This window comes from Nocardioides sp. B-3 (genome assembly GCF_024703895.1).
GTDB lineage: Bacteria > Actinomycetota > Actinomycetes > Propionibacteriales > Nocardioidaceae > Nocardioides.
In genome coordinates this window covers 4,306,498-4,325,590 of sequence record NZ_CP087968.1, presented here as the reverse complement: position 1 = coordinate 4,325,590, position 19,093 = coordinate 4,306,498, and the positions used below count along the sequence as shown (strand labels likewise).

24 protein-coding genes and 6 pseudogenes are annotated in these 19,093 nt (G+C 70.0%); 21 read left to right on the top strand and 9 right to left on the bottom strand.

Translation table 11 applies throughout. From position 1 onward, the window contains the following. Position 1 precedes the first annotated feature (1 nt). Positions 2-160, top strand: a pseudogene (locus tag LP418_RS34990) (2,3-dihydroxybiphenyl 1,2-dioxygenase); the annotation flags it as partial. 106 nt (positions 161-266) lie between these two features. Here the strand turns inward: LP418_RS34990 and LP418_RS28710 are convergent. Then, on the bottom strand, positions 267-440 hold the full coding sequence (locus tag LP418_RS28710; protein ID WP_257954604.1) for a hypothetical protein: 174 nt from the start codon (positions 438-440) through the stop codon (positions 267-269). A gap of 21 nt (positions 441-461) precedes the next feature. Between LP418_RS28710 and LP418_RS28705 the strand changes: the two genes are divergently transcribed. From LP418_RS28705 to LP418_RS28695, 3 genes are all read left to right on the top strand, one after another. Further along, the gene (locus LP418_RS28705) at positions 462-920 is read left to right on the top strand and encodes a VOC family protein (RefSeq protein WP_257954603.1); all 459 of its coding nucleotides are present in this window, start codon (positions 462-464) and stop codon (positions 918-920) included. A gap of 96 nt (positions 921-1,016) precedes the next feature. Beyond that, positions 1,017-2,315: an FAD-binding protein gene (locus LP418_RS28700; protein WP_257954602.1), complete on the top strand. Its 1,299-nt coding sequence runs from the start codon at positions 1,017-1,019 to the stop codon at positions 2,313-2,315. Beyond that, the gene (locus LP418_RS28695; protein WP_257954601.1) at positions 2,312-2,731 is read left to right on the top strand and encodes a nuclear transport factor 2 family protein; all 420 of its coding nucleotides are present in this window, start codon (positions 2,312-2,314) and stop codon (positions 2,729-2,731) included. The genes LP418_RS28700 and LP418_RS28695 overlap by 4 nt, the downstream gene beginning before the upstream one ends. A gap of 50 nt (positions 2,732-2,781) precedes the next feature. On the opposite strand, the pseudogene LP418_RS28690 reads toward LP418_RS28695, so the two are convergent. Next, a pseudogene (locus LP418_RS28690) lies at positions 2,782-3,205 on the bottom strand (organic hydroperoxide resistance protein). A 41-nt stretch (positions 3,206-3,246) separates the two neighbouring features. On the opposite strand from LP418_RS28690, the pseudogene LP418_RS28685 reads away from it, so the two are divergent. After that, positions 3,247-3,658: pseudogene (locus tag LP418_RS28685) on the top strand (MarR family winged helix-turn-helix transcriptional regulator); the annotation flags it as partial. Between the two features lie 173 nt (positions 3,659-3,831). Here LP418_RS28685 and LP418_RS28680 read toward each other — a convergent pair. Further along, complete coding sequence (locus LP418_RS28680; protein WP_257954599.1) at positions 3,832-4,566, bottom strand: DMT family transporter; 735 nt, start codon at positions 4,564-4,566, stop codon at positions 3,832-3,834. A gap of 55 nt (positions 4,567-4,621) precedes the next feature. Between LP418_RS28680 and LP418_RS28675 the strand changes: the two are divergent. Both LP418_RS28675 and LP418_RS28670 read left to right on the top strand, forming a co-directional pair. Further along, positions 4,622-4,744, top strand: a pseudogene (locus LP418_RS28675) (TetR family transcriptional regulator); the annotation flags it as partial. Between the two features lie 280 nt (positions 4,745-5,024). Next, complete coding sequence (locus tag LP418_RS28670; protein ID WP_257957293.1) at positions 5,025-5,213, top strand: hypothetical protein; 189 nt, start codon at positions 5,025-5,027, stop codon at positions 5,211-5,213. Between the two features lie 76 nt (positions 5,214-5,289). Here LP418_RS28670 and LP418_RS28665 read toward each other — a convergent pair whose 3' ends face one another. The 3 genes from LP418_RS28665 to LP418_RS28655 form a co-directional block, all read right to left on the bottom strand. Next, positions 5,290-5,610: a hypothetical protein gene (locus LP418_RS28665; RefSeq protein WP_257954598.1), complete on the bottom strand. Its 321-nt coding sequence runs from the start codon at positions 5,608-5,610 to the stop codon at positions 5,290-5,292. A 13-nt stretch (positions 5,611-5,623) separates the two neighbouring features. Further along, positions 5,624-5,890, bottom strand: a complete 267-nt coding sequence (locus LP418_RS28660; protein ID WP_257954597.1) for a hypothetical protein — start codon at positions 5,888-5,890, stop codon at positions 5,624-5,626. 73 nt (positions 5,891-5,963) lie between these two features. After that, positions 5,964-7,439 (bottom strand): DUF222 domain-containing protein, encoded by a 1,476-nt coding sequence (locus tag LP418_RS28655; RefSeq protein WP_257954596.1) that lies wholly within the window; start codon positions 7,437-7,439, stop codon positions 5,964-5,966. Between the two features lie 152 nt (positions 7,440-7,591). Between LP418_RS28655 and LP418_RS28650 the strand changes: the two are divergent. After that, positions 7,592-8,880: pseudogene (locus LP418_RS28650) on the top strand (integrase core domain-containing protein). Positions 8,881-8,939: 59 nt separating this feature from the next. Then, positions 8,940-9,428 (top strand): Rieske (2Fe-2S) protein, encoded by a 489-nt coding sequence (locus tag LP418_RS28645; protein WP_336275854.1) that lies wholly within the window; start codon positions 8,940-8,942, stop codon positions 9,426-9,428. Here the strand turns inward: LP418_RS28645 and LP418_RS28640 are convergent. Genes LP418_RS28640 through LP418_RS28630 form a run of 3 tightly spaced genes read right to left on the bottom strand, consistent with a single transcriptional unit; the run spans position 9,413 to position 11,570 of the window. Further along, positions 9,413-10,222: an SDR family NAD(P)-dependent oxidoreductase gene (locus LP418_RS28640; protein WP_257954594.1), complete on the bottom strand. Its 810-nt coding sequence runs from the start codon at positions 10,220-10,222 to the stop codon at positions 9,413-9,415. The two genes, LP418_RS28645 and LP418_RS28640, sit on opposite strands and share 16 nt — an antisense overlap. Further along, positions 10,222-10,539 (bottom strand): hypothetical protein, encoded by a 318-nt coding sequence (locus LP418_RS28635; protein WP_257954593.1) that lies wholly within the window; start codon positions 10,537-10,539, stop codon positions 10,222-10,224. Before LP418_RS28635 ends, LP418_RS28640 begins: the two co-directional genes overlap by 1 nt. After that, on the bottom strand, positions 10,536-11,570 hold the full coding sequence (locus LP418_RS28630) for a Rieske 2Fe-2S domain-containing protein (RefSeq protein WP_272496299.1): 1,035 nt from the start codon (positions 11,568-11,570) through the stop codon (positions 10,536-10,538). Before LP418_RS28630 ends, LP418_RS28635 begins: the two co-directional genes overlap by 4 nt. A 230-nt stretch (positions 11,571-11,800) precedes the next feature. Here LP418_RS28630 and LP418_RS28625 point away from each other — a divergent pair, with 230 nt between their 5' ends. The 12 genes and pseudogenes from LP418_RS28625 to LP418_RS28575 all read left to right on the top strand — a co-directional run bounded on the left by LP418_RS28625 (position 11,801) and on the right by LP418_RS28575 (position 19,089). Continuing rightward, positions 11,801-12,184, top strand: a complete 384-nt coding sequence (locus LP418_RS28625) for an acyl-CoA dehydrogenase family protein (RefSeq protein ID WP_257954592.1) — start codon at positions 11,801-11,803, stop codon at positions 12,182-12,184. Between the two features lie 402 nt (positions 12,185-12,586). Next, complete coding sequence (locus LP418_RS28620) at positions 12,587-12,967, top strand: hypothetical protein (protein WP_257954591.1); 381 nt, start codon at positions 12,587-12,589, stop codon at positions 12,965-12,967. Between the two features lie 111 nt (positions 12,968-13,078). Next, positions 13,079-13,390, top strand: a complete 312-nt coding sequence (locus tag LP418_RS28615) for a TetR/AcrR family transcriptional regulator (RefSeq protein ID WP_257954590.1) — start codon at positions 13,079-13,081, stop codon at positions 13,388-13,390. Between the two features lie 3 nt (positions 13,391-13,393). Beyond that, positions 13,394-13,546 (top strand): annotated as a pseudogene (locus LP418_RS34985) (hypothetical protein); the annotation flags it as partial. A 127-nt stretch (positions 13,547-13,673) separates the two neighbouring features. Further along, entirely contained in the window at positions 13,674-14,399 is a 726-nt protein-coding gene (locus LP418_RS28610; RefSeq protein WP_257954589.1) for an SDR family NAD(P)-dependent oxidoreductase, read from the top strand. A 98-nt stretch (positions 14,400-14,497) separates the two neighbouring features. Then, complete coding sequence (locus LP418_RS28605) at positions 14,498-15,157, top strand: SDR family oxidoreductase (protein ID WP_257954588.1); 660 nt, start codon at positions 14,498-14,500, stop codon at positions 15,155-15,157. Positions 15,158-15,338: 181 nt separating this feature from the next. Beyond that, positions 15,339-15,653 (top strand): hypothetical protein, encoded by a 315-nt coding sequence (locus LP418_RS28600; RefSeq protein ID WP_257954587.1) that lies wholly within the window; start codon positions 15,339-15,341, stop codon positions 15,651-15,653. A gap of 51 nt (positions 15,654-15,704) precedes the next feature. Then, positions 15,705-15,959 carry a DUF3303 domain-containing protein gene (locus LP418_RS28595; RefSeq protein ID WP_257954586.1) on the top strand — a complete coding sequence of 85 codons (255 nt, stop codon included), beginning with the start codon at positions 15,705-15,707 and terminating at the stop codon, positions 15,957-15,959. Between the two features lie 114 nt (positions 15,960-16,073). Then, entirely contained in the window at positions 16,074-17,144 is a 1,071-nt protein-coding gene (locus LP418_RS28590; protein WP_257954585.1) for a hypothetical protein, read from the top strand. Next, the gene (locus tag LP418_RS28585) at positions 17,032-18,279 is read left to right on the top strand and encodes a hypothetical protein (RefSeq protein ID WP_257954584.1); all 1,248 of its coding nucleotides are present in this window, start codon (positions 17,032-17,034) and stop codon (positions 18,277-18,279) included. Before LP418_RS28590 ends, LP418_RS28585 begins: the two co-directional genes overlap by 113 nt. Next, positions 18,224-18,862, top strand: a complete 639-nt coding sequence (locus tag LP418_RS28580) for a hypothetical protein (RefSeq protein WP_257954583.1) — start codon at positions 18,224-18,226, stop codon at positions 18,860-18,862. The genes LP418_RS28585 and LP418_RS28580 overlap by 56 nt, the downstream gene beginning before the upstream one ends. Next, on the top strand, positions 18,859-19,089 hold the full coding sequence (locus LP418_RS28575; protein ID WP_257954582.1) for a hypothetical protein: 231 nt from the start codon (positions 18,859-18,861) through the stop codon (positions 19,087-19,089). The genes LP418_RS28580 and LP418_RS28575 overlap by 4 nt, the downstream gene beginning before the upstream one ends. The last annotated feature ends 4 nt before the right edge of the window (positions 19,090-19,093 follow it).

The window sequence follows — 19,093 nt, the reverse complement described above, 5'->3', positions numbered from 1 at the left end:
CATGACACAGATCCGTGGCCTCGGCTACCTCAAGGTGCAGTCCCGGGACGTCGCGCGCTGGCGCGAGCTGACCGTCGACTGCCTCGGCATGCAGGAGACGACCGGTCCCGTGGAGGGAGGTCTCTACCTGCGCGTCGACGAGCGGGAGTCGCGGCTGATCGTGCTGCCCGGCCAGTCCGACACCGTGCTCGCCGTCGGCTGGGAGGTGCGCGACCAGTTCGCTCTCGCCGAGATCGGGCGTTCGGTCGAGGCAGCGGGCTACGTCGTCAAGGAGCTCGGCCGGGCCGGAGTGCGACGAGCGCGGCGTCGAGGCGGCCATCGCCTTCGACGACCCGGCGGGTACGCCCGTCGAGGTCTTCTTCGGCCCGCGGCTCGACCACAGCCCGCTGCTGACAGGGCTGGCGCAGAAGTTCATCACCGGCGACCGGGGCACGGGCCACGTCGTCCTGCCGACCACCGCCATGGACGACACCGTCGAGTTCTACACCGAGGTGCTCGGCTTCCTGCCGCGCGGAGCGATCCGGCTGGGGGACAAGGGCGTCGCCGCTGTCGGTACGCCGCGGCGCGTGCGCTTCATGGGCGTCAACCAGCGCCACCACAGCCCGGCCGTCGTGCCCGCGCCGCACGGCGACCCGCCCGGGCTGGTGCACCTGATGGTCGAGGTCGACTCGCTCGACGCCGTCGGGCGCGCGCTCGACAAGGTCAACCGCGCCGGCTTCTCGATCTCGTCCACGCTCGGTCGCCACACCAACGACCACATGGTCTCGTTCTACGTCCGTGCCCCCGGCGGCTGGGACCTGGAGTACGGCGTCGAGGGCATGACCGTCGACGAGACCTACTACACCGCCGAGGAGATCACCGCCGACTCCTACTGGGGTCACGACTGGTCGGGTTCGGAGCCGCTGGCGGCGTTCTCGTGACCGACGTCCCGGTCGTCGGCTTCGGCGCGGCCGGTGCGGCTGCTGCGATCTCTGCGGCTTCCGCCGGGGCCTCGGTCCGGGTGCTCGAGCGCGCGAGTGGACCGGGCGGGGTCGTCGGCCCTGTCGGGTGGCGAGCTCTACCTCGGCGGCGGCACGGCGATCCAGCAGGCCTGCGGCTTCAGCGACACGGCGGACGACATGTTCGACTTCTTGTCGACCGCCCTCGGCCCGCACGCGGACCTCGAGAAGGTGCGCCTCTACTGCTACGGCTCGGTCGACCACTACGAGTGGCTCGTCTCCTGCGGCGTCGTGATCCAGCCGACCATGTTCGAGGGCCGGGCCCGGATGCCGGCCACCACCGACGGCCTGAAGTGGCTCGGCGAGAACGCCCGGCCCTACAACGAGATCGCGAAGCCCGCACCGCGCGGGCACCGTGGCCCGGTGCCGATGTCGACCGGGCAGTTGCTGATGGACACGTTGGTCGCCCACGCTTCTTCCCCGGGCGTCAGTGTCGAGGTCGACACCCGCGCCACCTCACTGATCGTCGAGGACGGCCGCGTGGTGGGGGTGAACGCCCGCCGCTACGGCGCGGACGAGTCCTTCCGCGCCGACTCCGTCGTGCTCACCACCGGCGGCTTCGTCGACAACGAGCAGATGCTCGCCGACCACGCGCCGTCACTGCTCGGGCACGGCAAGGTCAGCGACGGTCTCGACGACGGCAGCGGCATCCTGATGGCCCAGGGCCGTCGGCGCCGCCACCCGCCGGATGTCGATGATCGAAGCGGCCTACACCGCGCTGCCCGAGATGGTCTGCCGAGGGATGCTGGTCAACTCCCCGGGCCATCGCTTCATCAACGAAGACGTCTATCCCGGACACTTCAGCCACGCGGCACTCGCCCAGCCCGGCCCCTGCTGGGTGATCATCGACGAGGACGGTCTCGAGGCGATCACGGACACTGGGGCATCCACCCCTCGTTCGCTGCTGAGACGCCCGAGGAGCTCGCGGCCGACCTCTCGATTCCTGCGAGTGCCTTCGCGGCGACGGTGGCGTCGTACAACCGCGATGCCGTCAACGGGCAGGACCCGATGTTCCACAAGGACTCCCGCTGGCTGCGCCCGCTCACCGGTGGGCTCGCGGCCTTCGACCCGCGGCTCGGCTTCTTCCCGACTTCCACGACCGTGCCCGGGACGGGCTTCTCCGGCTTCACGCTCGGCGGACTGCACACCACCCCCGACGGCCACGTCCTGTCCATGACCGGCGAGAGGATTCCGGGTCTGTACGCCGCCGGGCGTGCCTCCTCCGGGATGCACGGCGAGCGATACATCAGCGGCACCTCGCTCGGGGACGGCACGTTCTTCGGCCGCCGTGCGGGACGGACGGCCGCCGCGTCATGAGCGATCGCTCCGAGATCGTCGAGGCGTTGGCGTCCTTCGCCTCGGCGACCGACGCTCGTGTCTGGCCCACGATCCGCTCGCTGCTGACCCCGGACGCGTTCGCCTACAGCCGCTCCGGCCCGGACGCCATCGTGGCCCAGATGCAGGCCCACCTCGGCGGCGTCGGCCCGACGCAGCACCTGCTGGGCAACCACCGGGTCACGGTCGTCGGCGACACCGCCCGGTCCTTCACCTACGCCCGCGTGCACCACGTCGGCGCCGGGCCGATGGCGGGATCGTTCTACGAGTGCCCGGGGGAGTACGACGACTCCCGGGTCCGCGGACCTTCCGGCTGGCTGATCGCCCACCGGGTGTTCGAGATCAGGATCGGGCTGGGCGATTTCGCGGTCCTGAGACCAGCCGAATCCGCCGGTTGAGCAGCGAGGCCGCCCGCGGCCGAGCGTGTCGAAACCAAGGTCACCCAGCGTCACGCGACGGTGAGCACGACCTCGATGTTGCCGCGGGTGGCGTTGGAGTACGGGCACACCTCGTGGGCGCGCGCGACGACCTTCTCGGCCACCTCACGCTCGGCGCCCGGGATGGTCACCTCGAGCGCGACGGACAGCGAAGGCGCCGTTCTCGAGCGCACCCAACGACACGTCCGCGACGACCTCGCTGTCGGTCGCGTCGACACCATCCGCGCCGGCCACCAGCTTGAGTGCCGAGTGGAAGCACGCGGCGTAGCCGGCGGCGAAGAGCTGCTCGGGGTTGGTCGCGCCGCCCGGGCCGCCGAGCTCGGCGGGCATGCGGACGTCGGCGGCGAGGAGGCCGTCGGTGGTCTGGACGTGGCCGTTGCGGCCGTCTCCGGTGGCGATGGCGGTGGTCGTGTAGAGAGTCTTCATGTCCACAATCTAATTGTGCACAATCAAATTGAGCAAGATATGATCACTGTGTGTCCCGTCACCCCCAGCTCGACCTCGATGCCCAGCTCTGCTTTCCGCTCTACGCCGCCAGCCGGGCCGTCACGCGCGCCTATGGCCCGCTCCTGCAGGACCACGGACTCACCTATCCGCAGTACCTCGCGCTCCTCGCCCTCTGGGACGAGGGTGAACCGATGACCGTCGGCGAGCTGGGGAGCCGACTCCGGCTCGACTCCGGCACCCTCACTCCCGCTCCTCAAGCGGCTCGAGCAGGCCGGCTTCGTCACCCGCCGACGCGACGAGGACGACGAACGGCGGGTGCTGGTCGCGGTCACCGCCGCCGGGCAGGACCTGCAGGATCGGGTCTCCGACGTTCCCACCCGTCTGGTGGAGTCTCTGGGCCTGAACGTGACCGAGTCCCGGCAGCTGCGCCGGCTCCGGGCAGCCTCCCGGACCGCCTCGACGCTGACCTCCCCGCGTCGACGACCGGCTGACGGGCTGTCTCGGGCGTACGACGGCCGCCACGCCCGCCGCTGCGATCAGGAATCCGACGGCGGCGCGGACAGTCAACGGCTCTCCGAACATCGGCCACGCCCAGAGGGCTGCGACCGCGGGAGTCAGGTAGAGCCCGGGCGCTCACGGCCACCGGCCCGGAGGTCCGCAGCACGTAGTAGTAGGTGCCGTAGCCACCGAGGACCGGCAGCAGCACGAGCCACGCGATGGCCAACCAGAAGTCGCCGTCCCGCGGTGGCGCGGCGGTCCCGGTCGCGAGGGCGACGGCCGCGAAGAAGCCGAGCGCGACGACCGACTGGACGGCGAGCGAGTCCATCACGCCGTTCCCTCGGCGGCTCGGGCCAGCGGCTCGCGACGAGGGTCGCCACAGTCAGGCTGAGGGTGCCGAGCCCGACCGCCGTGAGCCCGGCGGTGCCGCCCGCGCCGCCGATGTCACCGCCGACAACGAGCAGCACTCCGGCGAGTCCGGTCACCAGCCCCAGCGCCCGGCGCCGGTCGGTCCGGCCTCCCGATCCGGCCCACAGCACGGCCGCCACCAACGGTGGCTGCAGCGAGGCCACGAGCGCCGACGTTCCGGGCAGCACGCCGAGATCGGCGGCCCGATAGACGCCCGGGCAGTAGCCACCCCGGGCGAGGATCCCGATCGCGCCCTCTCGGACGAGGAACCGGGCGCCGTACCGCCGTCTGCTCCACAGCGCCCACCCGAGCAGCGGCACGACCGCGACGATGTAGCGCCACAGGAGCGTCGTCTCCGCGGGCGCTGACTGGGCGGCGAGGGTGGCGCCGACGAAGCCGGAGCTCCAGAGGACGACCGGGGCAATGGGGGCGAAGCGGTTCATGCCTCGACATAACCATACCGGTCTGTATACTCGCAGTGTCCTTGGGAGGTAGGAAATGACCACGACGATTCGCAACGCGAACACCCCGGCGGGGGTGCGCATCCTCGACACCGCGAGCGCGCTCTTCTACGAGCGCGGCATCCGGGCCGTCGGCGTCGACCTGATCGCCGACGAGGCCGCGACGACCAAGAAGACCCTCTACGACAGGTTCGGTTCGAAGGACGAGCTGGTCGCCGCCTACCTCACCCGGCGGGCGGCCCGATGGATCGACTTCCTGTCCGACCACCTCGAGCGCCATGCTCCGGAGCCGAGCCCAGAGCGCGTCCCGGCCGTGATGGACGCGCTCGCGGCTGCATGCGCGCGAGCAGGACCGTGGCTGCGCCTTCGTCAATGCGTACGCCGAGCTCGGCGGCACCGACCACCCGGGCAACGCCGTCATCCGCGAGGACAAGCGCTACATGCGAGCCCTCTTCGTGCGCCTCGTCGACGAGGCCGGGATCCCCGACGCCGAGGCCGTGGGCGCGCACGCGCACCTGCTCTACGAAGGTGCCATCGTCGCGAAGACCGCCGGTGGTTTCGAGGATGCGTACGGCGAAGCGCGGGCCGCCATGGCCCGCCTCCCCGGACCGGCCCTGACCGCTGGTTGAGCAGCGAGGCCGCCCGCATTGGACCGCTGGTTGAGCAGCGAGGAACGAGCGTGTCGGAAACCAAGGTCCTCGAGATTCAGCCCGAACGGTTGTGCGCGTCGACCCGCCACCGGTCAACGATCTCGCCGTCCTTCACGATCACCGTCGTCGCAGCAAGATCGACCACCGGGCACACGTGGTTGGGGACGACGGCAACGATCTCTCCGATCGCCGGTCGTCCGCCGCCACCCGGATTGACGATGGCGTGGTGGTCGTAGACCCGCTCGATCGCAGCCTGCGGATAGTGGGGGAGTGCGCCGAATCCGGTGAGTACCGCCGGCACGTCCTTGGTCAGCGTCTTGGCGCCCGCGTCCAGCACGAACCGCCCGCCCGAGTGGCTGACCACCGTCGTCGCCACCGGGAGCGCGAGGTCAGTCGGCTCGCACGAGCCGAGCTGGAGCTGCAGCCGGTCGTTGTAGACGTACGTCCCGGGCCGGATCTCGTTGACCGGGTCCCTTGGCGGATTCGATCGCTGTCGGTGTCGACCCAACACTTCGGATCGGTACGGCGAACCCGGCTGCCACAAGAACCTCGACGGCGCGCTCAATCGCTGTGACCTCGTCGTTCGAGGCGGCCGCGACCCGGTCGCGCCCGGCGTAGGAGTGCCCGCCGTGGGTGAAGACTCCGCCGAGCGTCAAGCCCCCGGTCGTGGATCGCCCCCGGCGAGGTCGACTACGTCCTCTGCCCTCACGCCCGTGCGCTCGTTGCCGCTCAGTCCTCGACCGACAGCTCGACGTCGCTGAGGTAGATCTCCACGCCTTCGGGCGCGGTGAGCATGATCTCGGCGTCGTCGTCGCTGAGTCGCCTCGTGCCGGATGCATCGACGAGGTAGGTCAGGTTGTTCGGTGTCTGCCAGAGGTGGCGGCCGGGGCCGGCGACTCGGCAGTTGTAGCCGCCGCGGGTCTTCCAGCGGTGGTGTCGTCTTCGAAGCGGGCCCGAGTTGTGCGGCCCCGTCTGGCCCGGTGGCCCCGTCGGGTCGTACGGCGATGTGTGGTCGAAGTCGACGCCGGACCGGGTGGCGGTGCGCGGGGAGAGGGGGAAGACATCGCCGCCCGTGAGAGCCCACACGTGGTCCTTCATGACCTCGGGGTGCTCGTAGGCATCGGCCCGCGGGCGATCCGACAGGTCGAGGACTGGTGTGACGGTGACATCGCAGTGGCCCGGGACCTCGTGGAGCTGGGCCACGTCGATCGGGCCGACGCCCTCGATCCGGGCGACGCCGCGACCCGAACGGAGGGCGGCATCGCTGAGGTGGACGAACAGCTGACCACGGCCACGGATTGTGGCGAGCTTCTTGGAGGTGAGCGAGCAGAGCCGCTCGACGGTGTCGCGCATGTGGTCGGGTGCCCAGGCCGGCTGCTCGTCCGATTCCGAGTTGGGGTCGGCGTCGGTCTCGGTGTGGTCGAGCAGCAGCTTGAGCAGGTCGACCGGACGGGCGAGCCAGCCCATCGCCATCGAGCGGAGCTCGTCGCGGTTGTGGTCGTGCCCGTGGGTGAGCGCAAGGATATCGGCGACCCGGTCGACCACCGCGTCGATCATGACGGCGTCACCCGCGGTGGTCCGGGTGATGATGCACATATAGCCAAACTCGTCCGATCGCGAGAGCGAGACGTAGCGCTGGTGTCGCGACCGCTCCCGCTCGCCGGCGTGGGTCTCGGGGTCGGCCTCGATCACCTTGGCCCGGGCGATCTCGAACACGGTGGACGGTGAGTGGCCGGCGATTGCCCAAGCCACGGCGCGGTCCACGATGCCGACAACATCGGCCAGCAGGCCGCGGGAGATGACCGCGACCTTGCGCGCCACCCGGGGCTCGCACTCGCCAGCGACCACGACGGCCCGGGTGCGGGGGAGTCGGTGCTGGAGGTCGAGTGCGTCGGCCATCAGCGCGCGGGTGGTGGCGGGGTGGGTCTCGCGGGCCATGGCGAGCTCGGGGATGGCGTACTCGCGCACCGAGGGGGTGCCGTCGCCGCCCGGGGTGGTCATCGGGTCGCGTTCGTCGCGCGGGTGACCCGCCCGGGCTGCCCACGCCGCGGCGCGGACCAGCTCGGCGACCTCAGCGTGGCGGCGTACGAGAAGATCCGCTCCTGCGGCCTCGAGGAAGGCCCGGTCAGAGAGTTCATCGCGAGCCGGGTCCGCGTCCGTCAGCGCCGCCGGGGAGGCGGTCTGGAGGGGCGGAACGGTGGCCATGTCCCATTGTCTCTCGAACAGGTGTTCGAGTCAACAGGTTTTGTGAAGGTATCTTTGTCATCTCCCAAGACATCGGTGACAGTTCTGCATCAGGACATCGGTGACACTTTGGTTGTTCTTGGTGGTGACACTTCGGCCGCGAGGGTCGGGCGGTGGCTGCCAATGAACCCATCGATCCCCGTGTCCGTCTCGCGATCGCACAGTGGCCAGACGACGCGCCACGTGGCGCGGTCTCGACCTTCTGCGCCGAGCACGGCATCTCGCGCAAGTCCTTCTACGAGCTGCGCAATCGCGCCGAGGCCGACGGGCCAGCAGCGGTGCTCGAGCCCGGGTCCCGGCGCCCAATGTCGAGCCCGTCGAAGCTCACTGACGAGGTCAAGGAGCAGGCGGTGCAGGTGCGAGCGGCGTTAGAGGCCTCCGGGCTGGACCACGGGCCGATCAGCGTGCACGACAAGATGCACACGATGGGGCTGGATCCGGTGCCCTCGATCGCGTCGCTGGCCCGGATCTTCCGGCAAGCCGGCGTCGCTCGTCTCGAGCCGAAGAAGAAGCCGCGCTCGGCATGGCGGCGGTTCGTCTATCCGGCCCCGAACGCTTGCTGGCAGTTGGACGCCACCGAGTACGTGCTCAGTGGCGGGCGCAAGTGCGTGATCTTCCAGCTCATCGATGACCATTCCCGCTACGCGGTTGCCTCCCCACGTCGCGTGGGGCGAGACCCGCCGAGGACGCGATCATCGTTTTCGACAAGGCCGTGCAAGCGCACGGGGTGCCCCAACGACTCCTGTCCGACAACGGCGCCGCGCTCAACCCCTCGCGGCGCGGATTCCCGGGCCAGCTCGTGGAACACAGGTCGAGCCCGGGCACCGAAGCGATCACCGGCAAGCCGTACAAGCCGACCACGCAGGGCAAGAACGAACGGTTTCACCAGACCTTGTTCCGCTACCTCGACAAGCAGCCGCTCTCGCCGACAGCTTGTCCGCACTGCAGGCCCCAGTCGACGCATTCGACCACATCTACAACACCGAGCGCCCCCACCAAGGGCTACCCGGCCGCGTCACCCCTGCAGACGGCCTGGGCGGCCACGGAGAAGACCGAGGCTCCTCGCCCCAAACCCGACCGGCCACGTCTTCCACCGCCGGTGGCACCTGCGTTCCGACGACCTCGAGTACAGGCGCCCGCGGACCTTCCTGAGGGCACCATCCTGAAGAGACTCACCACTGCGGGCACCTTCCGCTTGGACTCCGTCACCTATCTGGTTGGAGGCCAATACGGACTCCAACACGTCTTGGTCGTCACCGCCGGCGATGCCCTCACCATCGCCAACCCGGACGGCGAAATCCTTGCCGAGCACACTCGCCCAACACCCGGGGTGAGGTACGTCGGCAACGGCCGACCACCGGGGCCGCAGCCGAAGAACCCAGAACCGTCACCAAAGTCCTGAGACACCAACTGTCACCGATGTCCTGATGCACTTTCGTTACCGATGTCCTGAGACATCACATGACGGTATCTCGCTGCCGCCGTCCTGACGCCGGACGCTGGACGGGTGACGCAAGCGGCGGGGCGCTGGTACAACGGAGGGAGGCACTCGGGACGAGGAGACGTGACATGTCGGGTCGGGTAAGAGTGGGCAGCGTGGCTGACTTCGCCGACGGTCAGCTGCATCCCGTGGACGCCGCGGGCACCTCCGTCGTTGTCGGCCTTGCCGGCGAATCCTTGTGCGCGGCGCGAAATCGCTGTCCCCACCCGGGTTTCTCCCTCACCAAGGGGCCGGGCGGTCTGAGGTACGCCGACGGCCGGGTCGTCTGTCCGTGGCACAACTCCCGCTTCGACTCGGCATCGGGCGAGAACCTCGACTGGGCGCCCGGTTTCGCCGGGAGGGACATGCCCCGCTGGTCGCGCAAGATGATCGCGCTGGGCAGGCAGCCGTCGCCCTTGACGACCTACGAGGTCACCGTCGACGGCGACGACGTCTACGTCGAGCTCTGACAGCTCAGGGCGAAGTCGGCAGCAGTCGACTCATCGCCTCGTGCGCACCCAAGACGAGCTTCGCACGGTCCGCCCCGTTCCGCTTTGCGGCGGCAGAGGCGTTCCCACCGGCAACCCACACCGGGCCGTCGGCCGGGTGGGCCAGCCCCTCGCGAGCGATGTCGTCGGGCTCGCCCACGTTGAGACCCGGGATGTCGAAGTTCAGGCCGGCCCGCTCCATGGCCGGAGTCCGCGTCACGCCGAGCACGAGCTCGAGCACGTCGACGTCGTGATCGCGGAGCTCGAGCCAGAGGCCTTCCGCGAACACGCGGCTGAAGGCCTTCACGGCGCCGTACACGCTCTGGCGTGCAGAACCCGTGTAGCCGGCGAGGGAGCCGACGAGCATGATCCCGCCCCCGACCGCGTGACTTCATGAGTCCGCCGAAGTGGTGGGTGAGCGCGAGCTGGGCGGTGATGTTGAGCCCGATCACGCCGGCATGCCCGACGAGGGCGCCGTCGATGAAGTCGTGGCCGTAGCTGTTCGCTCCGGCGTTGAAGATCAGCAGCCCGACCGACACGTCGGAGGTGGCGGCGACGATGAGAGGCACCGACGCGGGATCCAGCAGGTCGAGCGCGAGCGTGCGGACCTCGACGCCACGTTGGCGTACGTCAGCAGCGGTTGACTCGAGGGGGCCGGGCTTGCGGGCGATCAGCACCGGGTTGAAGCCACGGTCCGCGAGCTGGTGCGCGAAGGAGGCGCCCACGCCCTCGGAGCCGCCGGCGATGACTGCCCGGGGGCCGTACTTCTCGAGCATCAGTGGGACGTCCCTTCGGGATTGGCGGGGAGGGCTTCGCCCGACTGAACAGACAACGAACCTCGGACCGCGGCCTCGCGGATCGCGTCACCCAGCGCCGTACAACCAGCAAAGGTCGCGTTGGGGCCGGCGCCGGGTGACGAAGCACGCCGCTCCGGGCACGCGCCCAGCGCGTCGGTGTGCCACTGGATGCTGGTCTGCTCCCAGCTGCTCTTGCGGACCTCGACCCCGGCCGCACAGGTGGTGCACGTGACTCGCTCCAGCGCCCCGTCGTCCAGCCGAACGTCGGGGCGCGGAGCGGGACGGTGGGTGGTCATGACGAGGCGCGGGCCGCGATGTTCGCGGCGACCTCTGCCCGCCGGGCCTCGTTGGGCTTCGTCGTGTCGATCTCGAACTCGAAGCGCTCGGTCATCTCCTCGGTGACGTCGTCGACGTCGACGTAGAACTGCTCGTACCAACGGCGCAGCTGGTAGACCGGGCCGTCCTCCTCGCACAGCAAGGGGTTGTCGATGCGGGCCTTGCTCTTCCAGATCGTGACGTCCTGCTCGAAGCCGATCTTGATGAAGTCGCCCATCTTGCGGGCCATCTCCTCGGGATCGGGGAGGTGCTCGGCCTTCTGCACGATGATCCCGTACTGCAGCACGAAGGAGTTTTCGGAGATCGGGTAGTGGCAGTTGATCAGGACGCTGTCGACGTCGCCGTCCTCGTAGTGGTACGTCAGGTCGTCGATCATGAACGACGGGCCGTGGTAGGCCGCGACGCTCGTGTTGCCGATCATCTTGGCGACCCCGCTCTGCGAAGCCTGCGGACGCGCGTCCTCACGGCCGACACCCTTCTGCCACTGGGTCGCCGTGTGCCCCTCGAAGACGTTCTTGAAGTACGTCGGGAACGAGTAGTGCACGTAGAAGAAGTGCGCCATGTCCACCACGTTGTCGACGATCTCGCGACACTGCGCACCCTCGATGACGGTGGTGTACCAGACCCAGTCGGTCCAGTCGTCGCGCGTCGCGCCCTCGATGACGGGGATGGTCACGTCCTCGGGCGGCGGGTTGCCCTGCGGGTCGTTCCAGACGAAGAGCAGGTTGTCCTGCTCGAGCGTCGGCCACGACGCCGTCCGCGCACGGAGCGGGACTCGCCGCGCGTACGGAATGGCCTTGCACTTGCCGTCGCCGCCCCAGCGCCAGTCGTGGAAGGGGCAGGCGATCTCGTTGCCCTTGATCGTGCCCTGCGACAGGTTGCCGCCCATGTGCCGGCAGAAGGCGTCGAGCACGTTGAGCTTGCCGTCCTCGCCGGAGAAGACGACCAGCTCCTCGGCCGAAGGCCTTGACACGGTGCGGCTTGCCGTCACGGAAGTCCCGGGCCAGTCCCGGGCAGTGCCAGCCGCGCGCAAAACGCGTGGGAGCGGCGTCCGACTCGATGCGGCGGACCTCGTCGACTGCGGTCATGTTCTTCTCCGATTCCTGGACTTCCGGATGGCGTACGGCGAGTCTGTGCCGCGCGTCCGGCGCGGGACGGCCGAAGTCCCACTGAGCGGTAGCCGCCGCCGGAGGGCGGGTCGTCCGCGCGCATCCTGACGCCATGAGCAACGACGTCCTCGCGGCAGTCCGGCCGCTCCTCCCCGGCATCGCCCAGCGCGCCCGCACCACCGACGACGACCGGCGCGTGCCGGTCGAGACGGTCAAGGAGCTCACGGCCGCCGGCGTCTTCCGCATGCTCCAGCCCACGCGCTACGGCGGCATCGAGGCCGACCCGGTCGACTTCTACGAGGTGGTCCGCGCGGTCTCCGACGCCTGCGCGTCCACGGGCTGGGTGACGTCGGTCATCGGCGTACACCCCGGCAGCTGGCGCTCTTCCCCGACGAGGCGCAGCGCGACGTCTGGGGCCAGAACCCGGACACGCTGGTGTGCTCGTCGTACGCGCCGGTCGGTCGTCTCACCGAGGTCGACGGCGGCTTCGAGCTGACCGGCCGCTGGAGCTTCTCCAGCGGCTGCGACCACGCCGAGTGGGCGCTGGTCGGTGCGTTGGTGATGGGGGAGAAGGGCAAGGCTGTCGACTTCCTGACCGTGCTGGTCCCTCGTGCCGACTACGAGATCGACGACGTGTGGGACGTGATCGGCCTGCGCGGCACGGGCAGCAACGACTTGATCGTCGAGAAGGCGTTCGTTCCGGCCCACCGCATCCTGCGCAACTACGAGCACTCGCAGCTGCGCGGCCCCGGCCAGAAGGTCAACACCGGGCCGCTCTACCGGCTGCCCTTCGGCGCGATCTTCACCACCGCGATCACCGCCCCGATCGTCGGCGTCGTCGACGGTTGCCCGGCGGCGTACGTCGCGATGATGGGGGACCGGCACCGGCTGAGCCTCGGTGGCGGCCGCTTCTGCCGAGGACCCCTTCGCCCGGGTCGCCGTCGCGCGGGCCGCCTCCGAGACCGACGCCGCGATCCTGCAGCTCGACCGCAACATCAGCGCCCTGCTCGACTGCGCCGTTGCCGACGAAGAGATCCCGATGGAGCTGCGGCTGCGCACCCGTCGTGACCGGGTGCGCGCCACCGAGCGCGCCCTGATGGCGGTCGACATCCTCTTCAAGACCGCCGGCGGCAACTCGCTCAAGCGCGGCAACCCGATCGAGCGCGCGTGGCGCGACGCCCACGCCGGCAGCGTGCACGTCGCCAACGACGTCGAGCGAGCGCTGGCGATGTACGGCAAGGGCGCCTTCGGGATCCCGGTCGAGGACAACCTCGTCTGAGGGCAGCGGTCCCACTCATCGGTATCGCAGGTCCCGGGAAGTCGGGTTCTTCGCGACTATCTTCAGCAGAACCAGACGTCACAGGGGGAGACATGCCCCGGGATCGCCGAAGTGAGACCGTCCGCGGAGCCGAGCTCCCCGGGCCAGAAGGCGCGCTACCAGCGGATCCTTCGCGCCGCCGCCAAGCACGGTGCAGCCAACGGGCTCGAGCGCGTCCAGATGCACGACGTGGCCAAGGAAGCGGGCGTCGCCATCGCCACGCTCTATCGCTACTTCCCGTCCAAGACGCACCTCTTCGCGGCCCTCCTGGCCCAGCAGGTGGGGCGTCTGGAGGAGACCGCCGTCCTGCCGGAGGCGGGCGGGGACCCCGTCGAGGCGGTGGCCGACCTTTTGATCAACGCCAGCCAGCAGCTGCTGCGCTGACCGTTGCTCGCGCTGGCGATGATGCAGTCCAACAACGCCGCGCACGGCGACACGGTCGCCGACGCCGTCCGCACCGATGCCGTGTTCCTCGACCTGATCGTGCGCACCCTGCAGCTGTCCGACCCGACGGACCACGACCTGCGTCTCGTGCGGCTGCTCGAGCAGACCCTGGTACGGCGTCCTGACCCAGAGCCTCAGCAGCGGCACCGAGCTCGACGAGATCGAGACCGACATCCGGCTGGCCTGCAAGCTGCTGCTGGTCGACCGCTCGGAACGCGCCGACGTGAGCGCGAGCCGCTTCGACGGGACAAAGGTCCCGGTCACCGGTGGAGCCTCCGGGATCGGCCGGGCGACCGTGCAGAGACTCGTCTCCGAGGGGGCGCTGGTCTTCGCCGTCGACCTCGATGTCGAGGGGCTCGCTTCGCTGGAGGGCGTCCACACCCACGTCGCGGACGTCAGCTCGGAGGAAGCCGTGGTGACCGCCGTCGCGGCCGCGGTGGAGACGCTCGGTGGCATCGATGTCCTGATCAACGTCGCGGGCATTCACCGCACCACGCCGATCGAGACGCTCTCCGTCGACGACCTGACACGGCTCTTCGCCGTCAACACCGTCGGCCCCGCCATCTTCTGTCGCGAGGCCCTGCGCCACCTGCCGGATGGCACCGGCGTGATCGTCAATGTGACGTCGTCCTCGGCGGCGCACGGCAATCCCTACATGACGGCGTACTCCGCCTCGAAGGGTGCCCTGCTCGCCTTCTCCCTCGCTCTCGCGGCCGAGGTCGTGCACCGCGGCATCCGCGTCGTGCCCGTCTCGCCGGGGACGACAGCCACGCCGCTCATCGAGGGCATTCCCGCCGATCTCGACATGAGCTACTACGCCCGGATTCGTTCCCTGATGGGACCGGCCACGCCCGAACAGATCGCCGGGGTCATCGCCTTCGCGGCGTCACCCGACGCCGCCTACATCACCGGCGCGGAGATCCGCGCCGACGGAGGATCACATGTCTGAACGCACCATCGCCGTCACTGGTTCCGCGTCCGGCATCGGCGCCGCCCTGACGAATCTCCTGCAGAAGCAGGGGGATCGCGTGATCGGCGTCGACCTCCGTGACGCCGACGTGGTCGCAGATCTCTCGAGCCACGAGGGCCGCGGCCGCCGCCGCCGCGGCGGTGACCGCGGCCGCCGGTGGCGTGCTCGACGGGGTCGTCACCTGTGCTGGTACGTCCGTGCCGGGCGTCCTGATGGTGCACGTCAACTTCTTCGGCACCACCGAGCTCGTGGCCGCCCTGCAGCCTGCGCTGGCCGCGTCGTCGGCTCCGCGCGTCGCGGTGGTCGGCTCCATCTCCGGGACCCACCCGACCGACGAGGCCGTGGTCTCGGCCTGCCTCGAGGGCGACGAGGCCGTCGCCGTACGAGCGGCCGAGGACGCCATCGCCGATCGCCGGGCGCAGCAGCTCTATCCGTCGTCGAAGTTCGCGCTGGCCCGGTGGGCACGCCGTACGGCGATCGAGCCGGGCTGGGCCTCGGCCGGCATCCCGCTCAACGTGGTCGCACCGGGCGTGGTGCTCACGCCGATGACCGAGGACCTCATGGCCGACCCCGCGATGAAGGAGGTCATGGACGCGGCCGTGCCGATGCCGCTGAACGGCTACCTCCGGGCCGAGGACGTGGCGCAGGTGCTGGCGTTCCCGGTGTCGCCGGAGAACAGCCACATCACCGGCCGGGTCATCTACGTCGACGGCGGCGCCGAGGTCACCCTGCGCTGATCAAACTGCTGGACGACGCGTCGCCCGGGTGCTGAAATTGGTGAGTGCGATTCGACGGGACCAGCAAGGCGTCGCCCGAGCAGGTGTTGCTGGCATTGACCGACTTCACGGACCGTCGCCTGCAGATCTGGAACAAGACCCTCGACCCGAAGACCTACGAGCTGCGCGAGCTCGGGGACACGTGGGCGGTCGCGCGGGAGAGCACTCCCGGCTCGCCGTACTGGGTCGTCTCCGCTACGACTGGTCCGACCCGACGGTGGTCCGGTGGACGATCGTGGAGAGCAGCTACGGCGGGCACGGCACGGGCTCGGTGCGGATCGCACCGAGTGGCGACGGCGGCAGTCGACTCGGTGTCGAGTGGACCTACACCGACATCACCCGCACCCGCGACAAGATCATGCTGCCGATGATTCAGCGCTTCCCCATGAACCGGCTGATCGCCCGCATGTGGGTGGGAGCCCCTGGACCGTTTCGCAGCGTCCCCGAATCTGGGTGATTGACGGCTCGTCCAGCCCTCGCGCGTGCGGCTCGGGTGGATGGTGAGGCGATGCTCTTCCACATCACGCAGGTCCACAGCCCCGAGCTCTGCCCACGCGACGAGGGCGGCTCCAACTCGCTCTTCGACGCGAGCGTCGACGGCGTCACGCTGATCGGTCGGTACGGCGCCAACGCCCAGCACACGCTGTTCCCGGTCGTCGAGGCCGACGACGTGGATGCGGTCCACAAGTTCCTGTGGCCGGGGTTCACGCGCTGCACCAGCACGGTCACCCCCGTCAGTGAGGTCCCCGTCCCGAAGCCGTGAGCCGATCACCCCTTTTGGTGAAAAGTCTCGCGTCAGCCCCGTGACGGTCTCCGGCGGCTGCACCATCGGGCGCAGCGTGGTCATCGGTGGGCCACCTCGGCGAAGGGGGACGGCATGGACTCCTCTGGCTCGAAGACTCCGCAGCAGAGCGTCCCCGCTGGGAGCAACGAGGCGACGGCGACGGCGCCGACGGTCCGCATCGAGCACATCGACGAGTCCGGCCCGAAGTGGTCGTCCGCCGCCGAGGGCGAGTCGCGCGTCGCGTACAGGGTTGGTCTGGCCGCCGTGGGGCCTGCCTGCCTGCTGATCCCGGTGGCGGTCCTCAACTCCGGCGGCGCGATCACGGTCGTGAACGAGCTCGACTCACCCGCCGTGTGGATCCGCAGCTCGCTGTGCCTCATCCTCCTGCTGGTCGCCACCCAGCTCGTGTGCACGGTGCTCGCGGCCGAGCACCGTGCCATGAACACTCCTGACCGGCCCACGCTCGGTCAGCTGTGGGTCCTGCGTACGGCGGTGGTCGCAGCCGTCGTGGGGGCGGTCTTCGTGGCGGCGCGCGGCGAATGGGGCTGGGACGTCGTGGCCGTCGTCGCTGTTCTCCTCGAGGGGGTGGTCCTGCTGCTCCTCCTGTCCGGGCGACCGAGGTCGGCGCCCCCCGAGCCCGACGAGCCAGCGGCACCGGCACCGTCATCGCGGAAGGGGGCCCTCCCCATTCCCGAGAAGGGACCGCGGCTGTTGGCGATCGGCGCTTCGGGTGGCGGGATCCGTGCTGCTGCGTTCGTGCTCGGTGGCTACCAATCCGTCCGGGACAGGGCGGGCGCTCTCCGCGTCGATGACGCAAAGCACGAGCCACATGTCTTCGCAGTCAGCGGCGGCAGCTACGTCGCGGCCGCGCTCGCCCTCAGGCGCACGTTCCGCATCGACGGCAGCCGCCGCGACACGGCGAGCGACTGGCGCACCGCCTACAGCACCGGATCGCCCGAGCTCGAACGGTTGCGCCGTCATACGCGCTACCTGTTCAGAACCAACCCGGCGCACGCGCGACGGACTGGTCTCACTGCTGATGGGTGCCCTCGTGCACTTGCTGCTGCTCGGGCTCGTGCTCCGGTTCGTCGCCCGGCTCGCCTCGCAGGTCGCTGTGTCCGTCGGACTGCTGGGCGAAGACCGCTCGACCGGCACCGGCGATGAGCTGCTCGACCTCGCGCCGACGTGGGACCGCTGGTGGGACTGGTGGCCCGTGCTCGGGCTCCCGGTTGTCTGCCCGGTCGGAGTCGCGGTGCTCACGCTGCTCGGCTGGCGGGCGACGGCGGCCTTCGATGCACCCGCCGAGGTCGCGGAGGCGCAGAACGTGCACAGCGGAGCGTTGAAGCGGATGGAGATGACCGCCCGCTGGCGGACCGTGCTGGTGGTCGGCGGCCTCGGCTGGTTGCTCCTCGCCTGCGGCCTGCCGGCCGCCGTGTCCGGCCTGACCCACCTCGCCACCGAGAACGAGCCGACGACCCCGGGGGCCGCGACGATCTCGGCCGCGGGCTTCGCGACGGAAGAGCGGTGCGCCAGCGCCTTCGAGGCAGACCTCGCAGCCGCGGTCGAGGACGCCGACAAGCTCGCACTGCTGAGCCCCGGCACCAAGCAGGAGGTCACCGCCGGCGCCTGCGGCGGGGAGGTGACGCTGACCCGCACGGCTGACCCGGCCACCCTCACCATCGTCGGCGCCGACTCCGAGACGTTGAGCAGCGTCGCGGGGGACGACTCGCTGCCCGGTCAGGTGGTGGGGATCAGTGCCTTGCTCGCACTCGTGGCTGCCCTGCTCCGGGTCGGGCCGAGTCCTGACGCACCAGCAGCAGCGAGCCGGTGGACCCGAGTACGCCGCGTTCTGCTCACCCGGCTGCCGCTGCTCATCGTCGTGCTCGTCGCCACCTACCCGGTGCTGGTGTGGACCTATGGCTTCTCGGGTCGGGATGAGCGGCACGCACCGGGTCTGGACGGTCGGCCTCACCGTGTTCGCCTGCATCCCGGGCGCCCCGGTCGATGCCAACGCGACGTCCTTGCACGGCTTCTACCGGTCTCGTCTCAGCAACGCCTTCGCGGTGGGCGTCGACGACGAGACACCAGCAGGGAGCGGTCGCGCCGGGGAGCTCGCGCCGGGCGCGGTCTACCGGTTCTCGGCGTTCCGGCCGCCGGCCGCCTCGCCAGTGGAGCTGCACCCGGGCCCGCGGCTGCATGTCGTCGCAACCCTCAACTCGCGCGCCGCCAACGAGGCGCCGTCGATGCGCGGTGGGTTCCCGGTCGTCCTCAGCCAGTCCACGGTCGAGGTGCACCGTGAGGAGGGACGCAGGCTCAGCGTGCCCACGGCGCAGTACGAGAACTTCGCCGGCCCGGGCCGGGTCTCCGTCATGGCCTCGGTGGCCATCAGCGGCGCCGCCGTCTCGCCGCTCATGGGCCGCTACGCCGCCCAGATGGCGCCGTACCGCTTCCTCCTCGCACTCTTCAACGCACGCGTGGGGGCGTGGGTGCGCAACCCGATGCACACCACCGACCAACCGCAGAACCCTCCTCAAGCGCCCAACTTCCTCTGGATGACCGCGAAGCCGGGGCTCTGGCAGGTGGCGCTGGAGGGCGTCGGGAACACGTCGGCCAACTTCCGCTGGATCTACGTCAGCGACGGTGGACACCTCGACAACACCGGCCTCGTCGAGTGCGTGCGGCACTGCGTCGAGCAGAACACCGGCGGCCGGGTGCTGGTCCCGGATGCCAGCAACGACCCGATCGACACTGGTCTGCGGTCGGCGACGCCATTGCCGTGGTGCGTGCCGACCTCAACATCGACCTCCGCCGGGTCAAGTACGACGGCCAGCCGCCGTGGATGCGCCGCTACGAAGGCCACGGACTCGACGTCGTGGTGGTGAAGGCGGTCCGGACCGGCCCGCCCGCCGAGGATGCGAAAGAGACCGACTGGTGGTCGGTGCTGCCGCCGAACGTCCAGTCCTTCGGGCTCGTCAACGCCCACTTCCCGCGCTCGTCCACGCTGCGCCAGAAGTTCGGCGATCTCGAGTTCGAGGCATACCGCGGGCTCGGCTACGCGAGCGCGCACACGGCGTTCGTCGCCGCGGGCTGGGTCGACGAGGACGCGTGACCCC